A 14,244-nucleotide genomic window follows, 5' to 3' on the forward strand; every position below is an offset into this window, starting at 1 on the left:
TTTTATTACCAAGGTATAATGCCATCTTTGTTAAGTATTTTACCATTATAGTTTGTTTCACTTAATGCATATTTAATAATAATTTTAGCACTTTCAGTGGTTGTATGGCCACCGGGGGAATTTCCATTAAGATCCGTAGTTGTAAAACCAGGAGTTACCCCAAATACTTCTGGACCGTTAGTGGCAAATTCTTTACTAAAAGCTAATGTTAAAGCATTAATAGCTGTTTTGGAAGAATTATATCCTAGTGTATTAATTGGATGTGTTTCACCATTAGCAAACATTGTTAGTGAGGCCATGTCAGTTGTTACATTTAGTATTTTACTGTTGCTCGAATTCTTTAATAATGGTAAAAAGGCTTGCATCATTTGGAAAGTTCCAAAAAAATTAACTTCAAATCCTTGGCGTAAAGTTTCAATATTTAATTCACTAGGTAGTATATTGAAGTCTAGCGCTATGCCTGCGTTATTAATTAATAAATGTAAGTGGTCAGTCGTTTCGTAAATTTTCTTTGTTGCTTCTTGAATGGATTGTGAATTTGAAATATCTACTTGAATATAGGAAACGTTTGAAACATTTAAAGATTCTACGGCTTGTTGTCCAAGTTGTTCATTGCGAGCACCTAAAAATACGTGATAATCTTTTTCTGCTAATTGACGAACAAGTTCATATCCAATTCCTTTATTTGCACCTGTTATAAAAGCATATTTTTTCATATTGAATTCCTCCAGTAGTGTTATAGTAGGTTACAATGGAAAGGATACAGCCTAAACTTAAGTTTAGGTCAAGAGGAATTTTTTAAAATAAATATAGAATATCTATATATAAGAGTGAGAATTCTTATCATTTAAGAGAAAGTCTGTTATTATAAGAGATGTAGGTATTATATTTTCAAGGGGATGAAAACATGGAGTACAGAATTGAAAGAGATACATTAGGAGAAATAAAAGTTCCAGCTGATAAATTATGGGCAGCACAAACACAACGTAGTAAAGAAAACTTTCCAATTGGAACAGAGCAAATGCCGCTTGAAATTGTAAAAGCATTTGCAATTTTAAAGAAGAGTGCAGCACTTACCAATCAAAAATTAGGAAAGCTATCAGAAGAAAAAGCAGAAGCAATTGTTGCAGCAGCTGACGAAGTCATTGCAGGGAAATGGAATGAACATTTTCCGCTTGTCGTATGGCAAACAGGTAGTGGTACGCAGTCAAATATGAATGTGAATGAAGTAATTGCAAATCGTGGGAATCACATTTTGAAAGAGAAGGGATCTGAGGTACATATTCATCCGAATGATGATGTGAACATGTCACAAAGTTCAAATGATACATTTCCAACGGCGCTTCATGTAGCTTGTGTAATCGCAGTAGAAAATCACGTATTACCAGCAATTACGAAATTAAAAGAAACTTTAGCAGAAAAAGTAACTGCATTTGAACATATTATAAAAATTGGTCGTACACATTTACAAGATGCAACGCCGTTAACTTTAGGGCAAGAAATTAGCGGATGGCACCGTATGCTTGAAAAAACAGAGCGTATGATTGCAGAGAGTAATACATATATGAAAGAGTTAGCAATTGGTGGAACTGCGGTTGGAACAGGTATCAATGCTCATCCTAAATTTGGTGAGATGGTATCAGAGGAAATTAGTCAATTTACAGGTAAACAATTTGTTTCTGCACCAAATAAGTTCCATGCATTAACGAGCCATGATGAAGTTGTATATACTCACGGTGCATTAAAAGCATTAGCTGCGGATTTAATGAAAATCGCTAACGATGTACGTTGGCTTGCAAGTGGTCCACGTAGTGGTCTTGGAGAAATTATTATTCCAGCAAATGAACCGGGAAGCTCTATTATGCCAGGGAAAGTAAATCCAACGCAAAGTGAAGCATTAACGATGATTGTAGCGCAAGTGATGGGGAATGATGCAACAATCGGATTTGCTGCGAGCCAAGGTAACTTTGAGTTAAATGTATTTAAACCTGTTATTGCTTATAACTTCTTACAATCAGCTCACTTATTAGCGGATGCAATTGTTTCGTTTAATGACAATTGTGCAGTTGGTATTGAAGCAGATGAAGAAGTAATTAATGAAAATGTGAATCGTTCACTAATGCTTGTAACAGCGCTAAACCCACATATCGGATATGAAAATGCAGCGAAAATTGCGAAGCATGCTCATAAAGAAGGGTTAACTTTAAAAGAAGCAGCATTGCAATCTGGGCTACTAACAGAAGAGCAATTTGATGAAATTGTAGATCCAAAGAAAATGATTGCTCCAAAAGAGTAATAGAGAAAGCCAAGGTTCTTATTATAGAATCTTGGCTTTTTTGATGTTCATTTTTATGTTTCATCTACTTGCAATACTACAAGCTTCAAAATATATTATTTGTTAGCAGGCGTATTCATTACTTTCATCTGTGGGCAGTTGTCTTTTAAGAGTGAAATGAATTTTTCTTCTTCTAGTGGTACGAAAGTGGTCACTGAGTCAAATAAATTGTAATGGATTTCTAATTGTTGTCTAGTCCATTTTTTTGAATGAAGTTTTTTACCAGAGTATTTAACGTGACGAATATCTTCAAATGGAATTTCAGTATGAAAAATGAAACCGTGTTTTACAACAAGAGATGATTCCGTTATGTTGTAGTGAGAGAAATAGAATGAAGAAAGATTCACGATGTTTAATAGCATCATGAGGGTGAAAAAAATAGAATTTTCATTTTGGAAGAATAGCGAAATGAAAAAAATAATTATAAATAATGTAATGAAAATGACGTGGAATGGATTTTTTTTCGCTTTAAACTTCAAGTTAGTCACCTCAGTATACTTGTCCTTTAACTAAATTAAATCATAACATTGTGATAAAACGTGTGAATATGCAGAATTGCATATTCATACATTTTATTATTCATGTAAAATTTCTTGATGGGATAAATTCAAAAGAAGTTTTGTAATAGTGGAGTGGCATAAAGTGACTTACAAGAATAGAAAGATAGCGTTAGTCATAATTAGTTGTATGATGATTATGAGTAGTTGTGCTAATAAATTTGTTGAAGATAGAAATCGAAAGCATACATTTGTACAAGCAAGTAAGGTTTTAGTAGAGACTGTAAATAGAATATATAAAGTGAAACGTTAATCAGTGGGAGGCTTACTGCCCGGTAAATAGCGGGATAAAAAGTAAAAGGTGTTTTCTTATACGGAAACATCTTTTTTGTAGTTAAAATTGAATACTGAAGTTTTGGAATGAGTGAATACCGGTTTCATATTCACTAATCGCATATGTATTCTGTGCAATTTACTTAACGGTAAACCATAGGTCTTGAAGAATATTCATGTTCTATTTTACATCCTATAAAATGAATTTGTATAAACATATTCGCTTTTCGTTGTATTAAATCCTTTCGATAGATGTTTTTATAAAAGTTTATAAAATGGGCAAACGAAACGTTGAAATGTTTGTTTGTGTTGTGATAAGATGATGAAGTGATAATAAACGATATAGTGATTTGTTTGGTTTTTAAATAAACATTTTGAAGGAGTGTTTAGTATGAGCGATATTTCAGAGAAGTTTTGGGATGCGTCAATAGAGGAATTAAAGAAAGGGTATGTGTTTGATGAAGAAAAAGAGGGGTACATTTGCTTAGCTTGTGGTGAAACATTTATTAAAGGTGTTATTTATCAAGATAATCAAGTTTTGTATGAAGCAGAGAAGTTCGTCCAATTGCATATTCAAAATGAGCATACGTCTATGTTTGATTATTTGTTAAATATGGATAAGAAATTTACTGGTTTAACGGATTTACAAAAGAAAATGGTTCAGTTTTTCCATATGGGACTGAATGATAAAGAAATTGTAAAAGAGATGGATGGCGGAAGTACATCAACAATTCGTAATCATCGATTTACACTGCGAGAGAAAATGAAGCAAGCAAAAGTATTTTTAGCGCTAATGGAATTATCAGAAGAAAAATCAAAAGTACAAACGAAATTTGTGCCAATTCATAGAACAGCAACGATGGTGGATGATCGATACAATATTACGGAAGAAGAAAATGATGAAGTATTAAAAGCTCATTTTACAGAAGGATTAGATGGACCTCTCTCTAAATTTCCGAAGAAACAAAAGCGTAAATTAATTATATTGCGCCATTTAGTGAAGAAGTTTGATAGTAATAAAAAGTATACTGAAAAAGAAGTAAATACAGTGATAGAAAATGTATACCCTGATTTTGTAACTTTAAGAAGATATTTAATCGAATATGGATTTTTAGATCGAACAGCCGATGGAAGTCAATATTGGGTGAAGTTATAATCATACGAAAAGAAAATGAATAGAAGCACAGTATTATAACAACTATACAAAGAGATAGAGATTGAAAATAGATGTTTAATAAAAGGAGAAATGAAATTTGAAACCACCTGCAGATAACAATAAAGAAGGTGCGGAGTCACATAAGTTGGAAAGTGAGAGTAAACCGATTTGGAAATCGATGTCGATGTTTTTAGTACCGTTATTATTAAGTAATGTACTACAATCAGTTGGACAATTATTTGGTATGGTAGTAGTAGGAAGATGGCTTGGAGTTAATGATTTAGCGGCTATATCAGCATTCTTCCCATTATTTTTCTTGCTCGTTTCATTTGTAATTGGTATCGGTTCAGGAAGCTCTATTTTAATTGGTCAGGCGTTTGGTGCTAAAAACGAAGATCGTTTAAAAGCTATCGTTGGTACGACGTTGACGTTTACCTTTATTATTGGAGTTGTGTTGGCGATAATAGGCAGTATTTTTGCGATGGATATTATGCGTCTAATGGGAACGCCAGAAAATATTATTGAAATAAGTGTACATTATGCACGGATTTTATTTATATCGATGCCAGTATTATTTTTATATTTCGCATATACAACATTTATGAGAGGTACAGGAGATTCTAAAACGCCATTTTACTTTTTAATTGTAAGTACAGCGCTAAATATGATCTTATTACCGATTCTTATTTTTGGATGGTTAGGAGCTCCGAAATTAGATGTGTATGGAGCGGCCTATGCATCTGTTATATCTACAGTTATTACGTTTATTGTCATGCTTGTGTATTTAAAGAAGAAAAATCACCCATTACAACTAGATGGAACAGTTAGAAAATACCTTCGAATGGATGGGGAGTTATTAAAGCTATTACTAAGGCTCGGTATTCCAGCGAGTATTAATATGATATTAGTTTCATTATCTGAAATTGCCGTAATCGCATTTGTAAATCGTTACGGTTCGGATGCAACAGCTGCTTACGGCGTTGTGAATCAAGTTGCAAGTTATGTACAAATGCCAGCAGTTAGCCTTGGTATTACAGTTTCTATTTTTGCGGCACAATCGATTGGTGCGAATCAATTTGATAGATTGCAAAAAGTTGTGAAGGCCGGAATTATTATGAACTACGTCATCGGTGGTGTGTTAATATCTCTTATTTACTTATTCTCAAGAGACATTTTATCACTATTTTTAACGAGTCAAACTACAATTGAAATTGCTCATAGTTTAGTTATGATTACGTTATGGAGTTATTTAATTTTCGGTCATGCACAAATTATTAGTGCGACAATGCGAGCGAGCGGTACAGTACTTTGGCCAACTGTTATTGGAGTTGTTTCAATTTGGCTTGTAGAAGTACCCGTAGCATATTATCTTTCTTACCATACAAGTCTTGGAATAGAAGGCATTTGGATCGGGTATCCAGCAGCATTTATTGTCAGCTTACTATTGCAGTATGCATATTATAAGCTTTCATGGCAAAAGAAACGAATTACACGATTAGTTAGTTAAATAGAAAAATGTCCCTAAGTTATTAGACTTAGGGACATTTTTTCGTAAGTGCAGGTTTACAAATAGCTTTTTAAAGTTATATCAAAATGTTGTCTAATGAGTGTTTTATCACTCATATAAAACTCCCATGCTTTTTCCGATTCACCGATAATCTCAAAGGATTCCTCTGTAATATATAAAGCGCAATTATCCTCCAGTGCAATTCCTTCTATATTCCCTTGATGATTTTGTAAAAAGGAATGGAAGGCGTTCATTCTGTTTAATTGATTATAATGTGGACAGAATCTTTTATTAACAATTCCCCAACCGTTACTCTCTATATAACCAGAACCCTCATAATCTGATCGGATACTAGACGTGAACCAACACATAGCACCAGCGCTATAACCAGCAATAAGTGTTCCTTGTTGCAGAGCCAATAATAATTTTTCATCGAGTCTATGTTCTTTCCATTGCGTAAGCATGTGAATATAGTTCCCGCCACCTAGATAAATTAAATCGGCTGAATGAATCATCTCGTCTATTTCATACTTAGAAGGTGAATCTGTTGTAATGCGTAAAATTTGTACTTCACAATGTAATTGTTTTTCAAACGTGTCTAAAAATAATTTTATATAGCTTTCATCATCATGACTAGCCGTTGGAATAAACAATATTTTTGGGTACTGTTTATTTGTTAATTCTATAAGGCGTTCATTAATAGGCAAGTGATTTGAATCTTGTAAATCACCGCCACCAATGACAGCTAATTTCATAGTAAAGCACCACCTAATTATTTTTGTTATATAAAAATTCGATAGAAGAGAGTTACATTCCTTCCGTAATGTAATCAATAATTAGAAAATGTAGCTTAAGTATATCGGAATAGTAAAGAAACTACTGACTATATATACCAATGCATTAGAAACCATACATTGATATATAATATTTCATACTAATGTTTCAAAATATGGAAAAAATATGTTTAAATAGATATAATGACGCATTGATTCATATTGAATTTATACTTATATTTTAAAAGGGTATCGGAAATAATAGCGATTTTTTAAAACAGTTTTTACTTTTAATAGGAAGTTGTATTACAATATGTTAAAATTATTTCAATATATTTATTTAATATGAAATACAAAGAAGGAGCGTGAAAAAAGTGGATTTTCGATTTGAATTTACAACGAAGCTGAAAGAATACTTAGACGATGAGAAGGATGAAAAAATAATAAAAGATGGACACAGAGATGTAATTTTTCACTATTTATATGCGTTAGAGACTGAAATTGGCGTTGTTAAAAATCCTAATTTTACTTTTTTTGCATCAGGAAGACGTTCACATATAGTGTTAGAAAACGTTGAATTTAAAACAGAAGTAAATGTAAAAAGTAATATAATTGAAATTACAAAAATAGTGGATAATGTAGCTATTCCGTTAGATACTATCGTAGCGAAAGATCGGGAATTATTTGCACTTGGACGTAATGAGAAGTTTAGTGTACAAATATTAGAGCAGTATCTTTTTGATACATTTGGAGAAAAATTAGGTTTAAAATGAATGGAATAGCCTATGTATTTATGGATAGTTAATTTTCATATATATCATTTACGTTTGACCTTTCATTTAATTTATACTACAATTCGTAGTGTGAAAGGAGTTGTACAATGTTTACTCAAAACTATAAGTTAAATGAGCACGGGTTAAATCATTTCTTTGGACCGCTTGAAGCGAAAATTATGGAGATTGTTTGGTCTAGCGATGGTATTACTATTAAAGAAGTGCAGCAGAAATTAAGTGAAGAATCACCTGTGAATTTTAACACTGTTATGACAGTTATGAACAGGTTAGTAGAGAAATTACACTTAGAAAAACAGACTGTGAAAAGAAGTGGTATATATCGTGCTGTACAAACAAAAGAAGAATTCTTATCCAATCAAACGAAGAAAATGACACAGGAATTGATGGGGGAATTTGGAGATTTAGTTGTAAATCATATGTTAGATGAGTTAGAGCAGGCTGATCCGACTTTAATAAAAAAGTTAGAAGACAAATTGAGTCAGTTAAAAAGAGAGGATTAATGAAATGAAATGGCAAATGCGTAAAATCGTATTGTTAGCAGTAATTGTTAGTATCCTCTTTTTCAGTATGTTAGTGTATTACGTTACATATCCATTTCTGTTTCAAAATAAGATGTTCCTTCTTTCAAATTTTTGCTTGTTCCAGTTAGAAAAACATATGAAAGAATTATCGCTGATTCGTATTATAATCGCTGGATTATTATTACTTACTGTATTAATCGTGTGCAAAAGAATTTGGCGACAATTTTTCTATAGTAAAAAATTACAAAAAGTACTTATCCCTTTCGTCCGAAAAAGAAAACAAATATATATATTGCCGACTACGGAAGTTGCGGCATTTACAATTGGGCTATTTCGTCCGAAAGTTGTCATATCGGAAGGGTTGCTTCAAATATTTTCAAATGAAGAAATTGATGCGATTATTTTCCATGAAGAATATCATCAAAAGAATTGGGATCCGCTAAAATTATTTTGTTTTACGCTATTAGCAGAAGGAATGATGTACATACCGATATTAAAAGGGTTGTTACAGCGATATCATACGTATCAGGAGCTAGCTGCTGATAAATATGCGATGCAAAAAATGGAATCTTCATTTGAGTTAGGTAGCGCGTTATTAAAATTAATTAAAATAAAGACAATGGAAAATCGATGTGTTACAGCTTCATTTGCAAAAACAGCAATAAATTTACGAATCGAGCAAGTGTTAAATGAAAAGGTTGTTAAGCTTACTATTCCGTTACATACGAATTCGGTATATGTAACAGTAGGTTTATTCTGTATGTCGGTTGTACTTATTGTCGGAGAGTGCATATAGCCTCTTTTTTTAAGAATAAACACTACTCATTGTAGTGTTTTAGGGGGAATAAAATGAATGCAGCAGATTTAACAATTTGGCTTGTGGCTGGGGCGGGAGTGTTGTCATTTATATCACCGTGCTCTTTACCGCTATATCCATCTTATTTATCTTATATTACAGGTGTGTCTATTCAAGATTTAAAAGAAAATCGTGGGATTATGCAAAAATCAGCGATTATACATACAGTATTTTTTATGATCGGATTTTCGGTTATATTTTACGCGTTAGGTTTATCGGTAAGTTGGATTGGAATAACATTTTCATCTAACCAAAAATTGATTCAACAAATTGGTGGGATTTTTATTGTTTTAATGGGGCTATTTATGACGGGCTTGTTTCAGCCTAAGTGGCTTATGGCAGAGAAAAAGGTGCAGTATAGAAGTAAATCGACTGGATATATTCGCTCGATTTTAGTCGGTATGACATATGCAGCCGGTTGGACGCCATGTGTTGGACCGATATTTTCAGCTGTACTCATGCTTGGCGCGACGAATCCTGAAGGGGCGCTTCTTTATATTACAGCGTATACTCTTGGGTTTGCGGTTCCATTTTTCGTGATGGCATTCTTTATTGGGAAGGTAAAATGGATTGTTACATATGCCAATGTCATGATGAAAATTGGCGGTGGAATGATGATTGTAACAGGTATTTTATTGTATACAAATCAAATGACGAAAATTACAGCATTCTTTATTCGTCTATTCGGTGGATTTACAGGTTTTTAAAAATGAGGAGGAAGAAAAGTGAAGAAACTAATTGCTATTATACTAGTAGGTGCTCTCGCTTGGGCGGGGGTTAACTTTTATAATTCAAAGAAAGAAGAAAAGGAAAGAAAAGCAAAGCAAGCAGAGTTACAAGAGAAAGAAGTATTACCACAAGTAGGTTTTAAAGCACCTGGCATCACATTAAAAGGATTAGACGGAAAGTTGCAGTCGTTAAATGATGCCAAGGGAAAACCATATATTATTAATTTTTGGGCATCATGGTGTGGGCCGTGTGAAATGGAGGCACCTGACTTAGTTCATATGTATGATAAATATAAAAAGGATGTTGAAATTTTTGCGGTGAATGCAACTGTTAGTGACCCAGTACAAGAAGCAAGCGCATTTGCTAATCGCTATGGATTTGAGTTTCCGGTTCTACTAGATATGGACGGAGTAGCTGGACTAGATTATAAAGTATTCTCTTTACCGACGACATTTTTTGTTAATAAGGATGGAATTATAGTAGATCATGTACGAGGTGTATTGCCACCAGATCAATTAGAAAAGAAATTTAAGAAATTGATTGAGAGCTAAAAGGGGATTTCGTGATGATGGAGTGGATCGTGAGATTACAACCCGTATCTCTTATAATTGGAAGTCTATTTGGATTGATGTTGATGAAACGAAAGATGAGGCATCAAAATGTATCATATGAAAAAATGATGGATGCCGTAACAAATGCGTTTCTTATCATCGTATTTGTATGGAAGTTTGCACCAGTAATTTTAAATCCTGTATGGGCTTTTGAATCGCCAGTGCAAGCATTATTAGCTGTTGGAAGTATGCAACATATTGTAGTAGGATGCGTAATTGCTAGTGTATACATTGTTTGGAAAAGTAAGAAGGAAGAATTTTCGCTTCGTATTTTACTTGATGTACTGCCTTTTGGATTGTGTGTGAGCATTATCTTTTATTTTCTATTTCATCATGAAGTAGGTGCACAAACGACACTACCATGGGGAATGAAAATATATGAATCTAAACTATTATATCACCCTATTTTCGTATACGAGATCATCCTTGCTCTTTGTATAATGGGCTTGTTATGGATGAAAAATGAAAGGCTCGGAAATGGAAGGAATATAAGTATTTTTCTAATTGTTGAGGGGTTTGCTCATATTATTATTTCGCTTGTTAGTGAACAAAATTCGGTTCTGTTTGGTCTATCAGTACAGCAAATAATGAGCTTTTGTATTATTAGTTTAGGGATTTTGTTGGTGCCTAAAAAATAAAAAATAGCCATTAACGGATATTCCCCGTACATGGCTATTTTTTTATTACATATATTAAAAAATCGGCGGGGTAACAGAAAATAAGACTACCGCATTTTTCTCAAAATGATTCACCCATTTATGCTTTAAATAAGCAGGTATTTTTACACTGTCACCAGTTTCTAATACGTATTCTTCCTCATTTAAATATAATGTGATTTTCCCTTCTAAGACAAATGCTAATTCTTCTCCTTTATGTTCTAGCACATTTTCTGATGAAGCTGTATTAGGCGGGACGGTCATAATTGCTGTTGCTAAATTTCCAGTGAAATCAGGTGAAAGCATTTCATATGATAAATTATCGATAATCATTTTCTTTCGTTTATGGGAACGTACAATTAAATCGTCTGTATTTGTATCTTCAAGTAAAAAGCTAAATGTTGGTACATCAAGAGCTTTAGCAAGCACTTTTAATGTTTGAATAGAAGGGTTAGCGGACCCACGTTCAATTTGACTTAACATAGATGGTGTAATATTGGCCATCTTTGCTAGTTCTTTACTAGTTAAACCTTTTTCTTTTCTTTGTTTTTCAATTTTTTTACCAATATCTATATTTTCCATAATGAAAATCTCCTTAAGGATTATTAAATTATATTTAAATAAATTAAATTAAAATTAACTAAAGTGAACGATTTGTGTTAAACTATATTAAAATTAATTTAATTATAATTTATTATATGGTGAGCTACAAGGATATAAGGAGGAAACAAAATGAAAGAAATAGGGGCATTACAAGCAGAATACCCATTAGTGAATAAACTTATTGCAACAGAAGAAGTATTTTGGATAAACCCACACATAGAAAAGTATGAAAGGGCAATAAAAGATTCACCACTTAATGAAGAGAATGTAAAAGATGCGGAAGAGAGATTAAAGCGTTTTGCACCATATATTGCGAAAGTTTTTCCTGAAACGAAAGGGACGAACGGCATAATCGAATCACCTTTAGTAAAAATACCTTCTATGAAAGAAGCTTTAGAGACAACTTACAAGCAACCTATTTTAGGAGAATTATTATTAAAATGTGATAGTCATCTTCCGATATCAGGATCAATTAAAGCTAGGGGCGGCATTTATGAAGTGTTGAAACATGCTGAACAACTAGCATTGCAGCACGGTATGTTAACAGAAGAAGATGATTATTCCATTTTAGATAGTGATACATGTAGAGAGTTTTTTGCCAAACATTCAATTGCAGTAGGTTCTACAGGGAATTTAGGACTTAGCATAGGGATTATGAGTGCGAATCTAGGTTTTAATGTAACTGTTCATATGTCAGCAGACGCAAAAGAATGGAAGAAAGATTTATTAAGAAGTAAAGGTGTAAACGTTATTGAATATGAAGATGATTATAGTAAAGCAGTAGAAGAAGGAAGAAGACAAGCGGATGCGGATCCTAGCTGTTATTTTGTAGACGATGAAAACTCACATGATTTATTTTTAGGATACGCAGTAGCAGCATCACGATTACAAAAGCAATTAGAAGAGTTAGAGGTTGTAGTAGATAAAGACCATCCTTTATTTGTTTACCTTCCGTGCGGAGTAGGAGGAGGACCGGGTGGAGTAGCATTCGGTTTAAAGTTATTGTATAAAGACAATGTTCATTGTTTCTTTGCAGAGCCTACGCACTCTCCATGTATGTTACTCGGCTTAATGACAGGACTTCATGATAAAATTGCTGTTCAAGATATCGGGATTGATAATGTAACAGACGCGGACGGACTAGCGGTAGGAAGACCGTCTGGATTTGTCGGGAAAACGATGGAACCATTTTTGAGTGGGAATTACACAGTAAGCGATGAAGAGTTATATAGATTGTTAAAAGAACTAGCTGATACGGAGAATATTTATTTAGAGCCCTCTGCACTAGCAGGTATGATAGGGCCAGTGAAAGTATGTAAAGAAGATGAGTATTTACAAAAGCAACAGTTAACAGAGAAGGTGAAAAAAGGTACTCATATTGTGTGGGGAACGGGTGGAAGTATGGTTCCAAAAGATGTAATGAATGAATATTATAGGAAAGGTTTGGAATTAACGGTATAAGAAAAATGAGGCTAGTTGTAGCCTCATTTTTTCATGTACATAAAAATCTTTGTTATTTTCACAATAGTTCTTTATAGTATATATAAAGGATAACTAATATTGAATAAATACAACAAAAAGCTTTATTTTACATAATAAGAGGATGTGTATACGATGTCATTACAGACTAAATATATAGCGGGTATTTCGCTTGGGGTTATGGGTGTAGGCTTTGCGGCTTCTATCCCTTTTCAAGGAACGATAGCTGGAGAGATTATACAAGGGGGATTTGAAGCTGGGTTAGTTGGCGGGCTTGCAGATTGGTTCGCAGTTACAGCATTATTCCGTCACCCGATGGGAATTCCAATTCCGCATACAGCTTTGTTACCTAAAAACCGTAAACGAGTAACGAAAGGGCTCATCAATACGTTAGAAAATGAGTGGCTAACGAAAGAAAGTATTACGAATAAAGTAAAAGAAATGCAGCTAGCACAAATGGTGCTACAAATTGCAGAGAGAGAAATACAGTCTGATGCTGTGAAAAAAGGCATTGTAACGATTGCTGAGAAGGCGATAGTTTCAATCGATACAGAAAAATTAGCGGTTATTATTGAAAAAGAATTAAAGACGTATTTACATATAATTAATACAAGTAACATCTTACAAGTGCTTGTTGATCAATTAGTTGTGCAAGAATATGATGAGAAGACACTTGATTACATTTTAGTAAAAGTGAAAGATTGGACAGCGCAAGATGAAGCACGCTACCAGCTTGGAAGTTTAGGTATGAAGGCGATGGAAAATATAAAAGTAGATGGATTCTTACAGTTTACATTGAAATCGTTTATGAATATTGTAGATGAAGATAAAATTGGCGGCATTTTGCAGAAGTTTATTATTAGCAATATTAACAGCTTACAAGATGCAGATAATAGCACGAGACAACTTATATTAGCGAAAATTCGTCAAGAAATTATAAATGTAAAAGAAAATGAAGCGTTACTACAAGAATTAGAAAATTGGAAAGAAAAATGGATTGCCAATTGGAATGCTACTGACAAAATAAAAGAGATGCTAGAGCAAATACAGCAAAGAGCAGTTGCTTTTGTAAATAATGAAGAATTTGCTGATAAATATGTTATTCCATTTTTACAAAAACAAATGAATAAAATAAAAGAAGATGAACAGACAGTTCAAAAAATAGAAGATTGGTTACAAAAACAAGTTGTAAGTCTTGTTGAGAAGAACCATTCGAAAATTGGTAAGCTTGTACAAGAAAACCTTGATAAGTTAGATGATAAGACGTTAATCGAAATGATTGAAAATAACGTCGGTAAAGATTTACAGTGGATCCGAGTAAACGGGGCTGTTTGCGGATTTATGATTGGATTAGTGTTAGAAGGAATTAAAGCGATTATATGAGAAAAACCTTC

At 33.2% G+C, this 14,244-nt stretch carries 16 protein-coding genes; 12 read left to right on the plus strand and 4 right to left on the minus strand.

Translation table 11 applies throughout. The annotated features are described in order from the left end of the window. Nucleotides 1–5: 5 nt before the first annotated feature. Complete coding sequence (locus ACTFRU_RS11885; RefSeq protein WP_006923251.1) at nucleotides 6–716, minus strand: SDR family NAD(P)-dependent oxidoreductase; 711 nt, start codon at nucleotides 714–716, stop codon at nucleotides 6–8. 191 nt (nucleotides 717–907) lie between these two features. Between ACTFRU_RS11885 and fumC the strand changes: the two genes are divergently transcribed. Further along, the gene (gene fumC, locus ACTFRU_RS11890; protein WP_440037660.1) at nucleotides 908–2,296 is read left to right on the plus strand and encodes a class II fumarate hydratase; all 1,389 of its coding nucleotides are present in this window, start codon (nucleotides 908–910) and stop codon (nucleotides 2,294–2,296) included. A gap of 95 nt (nucleotides 2,297–2,391) precedes the next feature. Here the strand turns inward: fumC and ACTFRU_RS11895 are convergent, their stop codons facing one another. Beyond that, nucleotides 2,392–2,814, minus strand: a complete 423-nt coding sequence (locus ACTFRU_RS11895; RefSeq protein ID WP_440037661.1) for a PH domain-containing protein — start codon at nucleotides 2,812–2,814, stop codon at nucleotides 2,392–2,394. A gap of 163 nt (nucleotides 2,815–2,977) precedes the next feature. Between ACTFRU_RS11895 and ACTFRU_RS11900 the strand changes: the two genes are divergently transcribed. The 3 genes from ACTFRU_RS11900 (at nucleotide 2,978) to ACTFRU_RS11910 (ending at nucleotide 5,828) form a co-directional block, all read left to right on the plus strand. Next, entirely contained in the window at nucleotides 2,978–3,145 is a 168-nt protein-coding gene (locus ACTFRU_RS11900; RefSeq protein WP_000221433.1) for a hypothetical protein, read from the plus strand. Between the two features lie 411 nt (nucleotides 3,146–3,556). Beyond that, the gene (locus tag ACTFRU_RS11905) at nucleotides 3,557–4,321 is read left to right on the plus strand and encodes a DUF2087 domain-containing protein (RefSeq protein WP_078385197.1); all 765 of its coding nucleotides are present in this window, start codon (nucleotides 3,557–3,559) and stop codon (nucleotides 4,319–4,321) included. A gap of 97 nt (nucleotides 4,322–4,418) precedes the next feature. Beyond that, the gene (locus ACTFRU_RS11910; RefSeq protein WP_048568561.1) at nucleotides 4,419–5,828 is read left to right on the plus strand and encodes an MATE family efflux transporter; all 1,410 of its coding nucleotides are present in this window, start codon (nucleotides 4,419–4,421) and stop codon (nucleotides 5,826–5,828) included. Between the two features lie 56 nt (nucleotides 5,829–5,884). On the opposite strand, the gene ACTFRU_RS11915 is transcribed toward ACTFRU_RS11910, so the two are convergent. Beyond that, nucleotides 5,885–6,583: a peptidase E gene (locus ACTFRU_RS11915; protein WP_000762111.1), complete on the minus strand. Its 699-nt coding sequence runs from the start codon at nucleotides 6,581–6,583 to the stop codon at nucleotides 5,885–5,887. Nucleotides 6,584–6,975: 392 nt separating this feature from the next. Here ACTFRU_RS11915 and ACTFRU_RS11920 point away from each other — a divergent pair, with 392 nt between their 5' ends. The 6 genes from ACTFRU_RS11920 to ACTFRU_RS11945 all read left to right on the plus strand — a co-directional run bounded on the left by ACTFRU_RS11920 (nucleotide 6,976) and on the right by ACTFRU_RS11945 (nucleotide 10,750). Next, the gene (locus ACTFRU_RS11920; protein WP_000347525.1) at nucleotides 6,976–7,374 is read left to right on the plus strand and encodes a DUF3942 family protein; all 399 of its coding nucleotides are present in this window, start codon (nucleotides 6,976–6,978) and stop codon (nucleotides 7,372–7,374) included. A gap of 107 nt (nucleotides 7,375–7,481) precedes the next feature. After that, nucleotides 7,482–7,895, plus strand: coding sequence for a BlaI/MecI/CopY family transcriptional regulator (locus ACTFRU_RS11925; protein WP_000495053.1), 414 nt, complete (start codon nucleotides 7,482–7,484; stop codon nucleotides 7,893–7,895). Between the two features lie 4 nt (nucleotides 7,896–7,899). Continuing rightward, on the plus strand, nucleotides 7,900–8,712 hold the full coding sequence (locus ACTFRU_RS11930) for a M56 family metallopeptidase (protein ID WP_102956138.1): 813 nt from the start codon (nucleotides 7,900–7,902) through the stop codon (nucleotides 8,710–8,712). 53 nt (nucleotides 8,713–8,765) lie between these two features. After that, nucleotides 8,766–9,479, plus strand: coding sequence for a cytochrome c-type biogenesis protein CcdA (ccdA, locus tag ACTFRU_RS11935; RefSeq protein WP_000990443.1), 714 nt, complete (start codon nucleotides 8,766–8,768; stop codon nucleotides 9,477–9,479). Between the two features lie 18 nt (nucleotides 9,480–9,497). After that, nucleotides 9,498–10,052 carry a TlpA family protein disulfide reductase gene (locus ACTFRU_RS11940; protein WP_000733174.1) on the plus strand — a complete coding sequence of 185 codons (555 nt, stop codon included), beginning with the start codon at nucleotides 9,498–9,500 and terminating at the stop codon, nucleotides 10,050–10,052. A gap of 17 nt (nucleotides 10,053–10,069) precedes the next feature. After that, a complete protein-coding gene (locus ACTFRU_RS11945; protein ID WP_290102518.1) occupies nucleotides 10,070–10,750 on the plus strand; it encodes a prolipoprotein diacylglyceryl transferase family protein in 681 nt (226 codons plus the stop codon). Between the two features lie 54 nt (nucleotides 10,751–10,804). Here ACTFRU_RS11945 and ACTFRU_RS11950 read toward each other — a convergent pair whose 3' ends face one another. Then, a complete protein-coding gene (locus ACTFRU_RS11950) occupies nucleotides 10,805–11,350 on the minus strand; it encodes a helix-turn-helix domain-containing protein (protein WP_000427653.1) in 546 nt (181 codons plus the stop codon). 150 nt (nucleotides 11,351–11,500) lie between these two features. Here ACTFRU_RS11950 and ACTFRU_RS11955 point away from each other — a divergent pair, with 150 nt between their 5' ends. After that, a complete protein-coding gene (locus ACTFRU_RS11955; protein WP_016122258.1) occupies nucleotides 11,501–12,832 on the plus strand; it encodes a D-serine ammonia-lyase in 1,332 nt (443 codons plus the stop codon). A 153-nt stretch (nucleotides 12,833–12,985) separates the two neighbouring features. After that, nucleotides 12,986–14,233, plus strand: coding sequence for a DUF445 domain-containing protein (locus ACTFRU_RS11960; protein WP_102956140.1), 1,248 nt, complete (start codon nucleotides 12,986–12,988; stop codon nucleotides 14,231–14,233). The last annotated feature ends 11 nt before the right edge of the window (nucleotides 14,234–14,244 follow it).

The sequence above is a fragment of the Bacillus cereus group sp. MYBK220-1 genome (genome assembly GCF_051916445.1).
In the GTDB taxonomy this organism is placed as follows: Bacteria; Bacillota; Bacilli; order Bacillales; family Bacillaceae_G; genus Bacillus_A; species Bacillus_A cereus.

Excerpts from the sequence above, each read along its gene's own strand:
- ACTFRU_RS11925 (WP_000495053.1), top strand. The coding sequence starts at position 7,482 with ATGTTTACTCAAAACTATAAGTTAAATGAGCACGGGTTAAATCATTTC.
- ACTFRU_RS11960 (WP_102956140.1), top strand. The coding sequence starts at position 12,986 with ATGTCATTACAGACTAAATATATAGCGGGTATTTCGCTTGGGGTTATG.
- ACTFRU_RS11950 (WP_000427653.1), bottom strand. The coding sequence starts at position 11,350 with ATGGAAAATATAGATATTGGTAAAAAAATTGAAAAACAAAGAAAAGAA.
- ACTFRU_RS11885 (WP_006923251.1), bottom strand. The coding sequence starts at position 716 with ATGAAAAAATATGCTTTTATAACAGGTGCAAATAAAGGAATTGGATAT.
- fumC (WP_440037660.1), top strand. The coding sequence starts at position 908 with ATGGAGTACAGAATTGAAAGAGATACATTAGGAGAAATAAAAGTTCCA.
- ACTFRU_RS11945 (WP_290102518.1), top strand. The coding sequence starts at position 10,070 with ATGGAGTGGATCGTGAGATTACAACCCGTATCTCTTATAATTGGAAGT.
- ACTFRU_RS11955 (WP_016122258.1), top strand. The coding sequence starts at position 11,501 with ATGAAAGAAATAGGGGCATTACAAGCAGAATACCCATTAGTGAATAAA.
- ACTFRU_RS11915 (WP_000762111.1), bottom strand. The coding sequence starts at position 6,583 with ATGAAATTAGCTGTCATTGGTGGCGGTGATTTACAAGATTCAAATCAC.
- ccdA (WP_000990443.1), top strand. The coding sequence starts at position 8,766 with ATGAATGCAGCAGATTTAACAATTTGGCTTGTGGCTGGGGCGGGAGTG.
- ACTFRU_RS11905 (WP_078385197.1), top strand. The coding sequence starts at position 3,557 with ATGAGCGATATTTCAGAGAAGTTTTGGGATGCGTCAATAGAGGAATTA.
- ACTFRU_RS11930 (WP_102956138.1), top strand. The coding sequence starts at position 7,900 with ATGAAATGGCAAATGCGTAAAATCGTATTGTTAGCAGTAATTGTTAGT.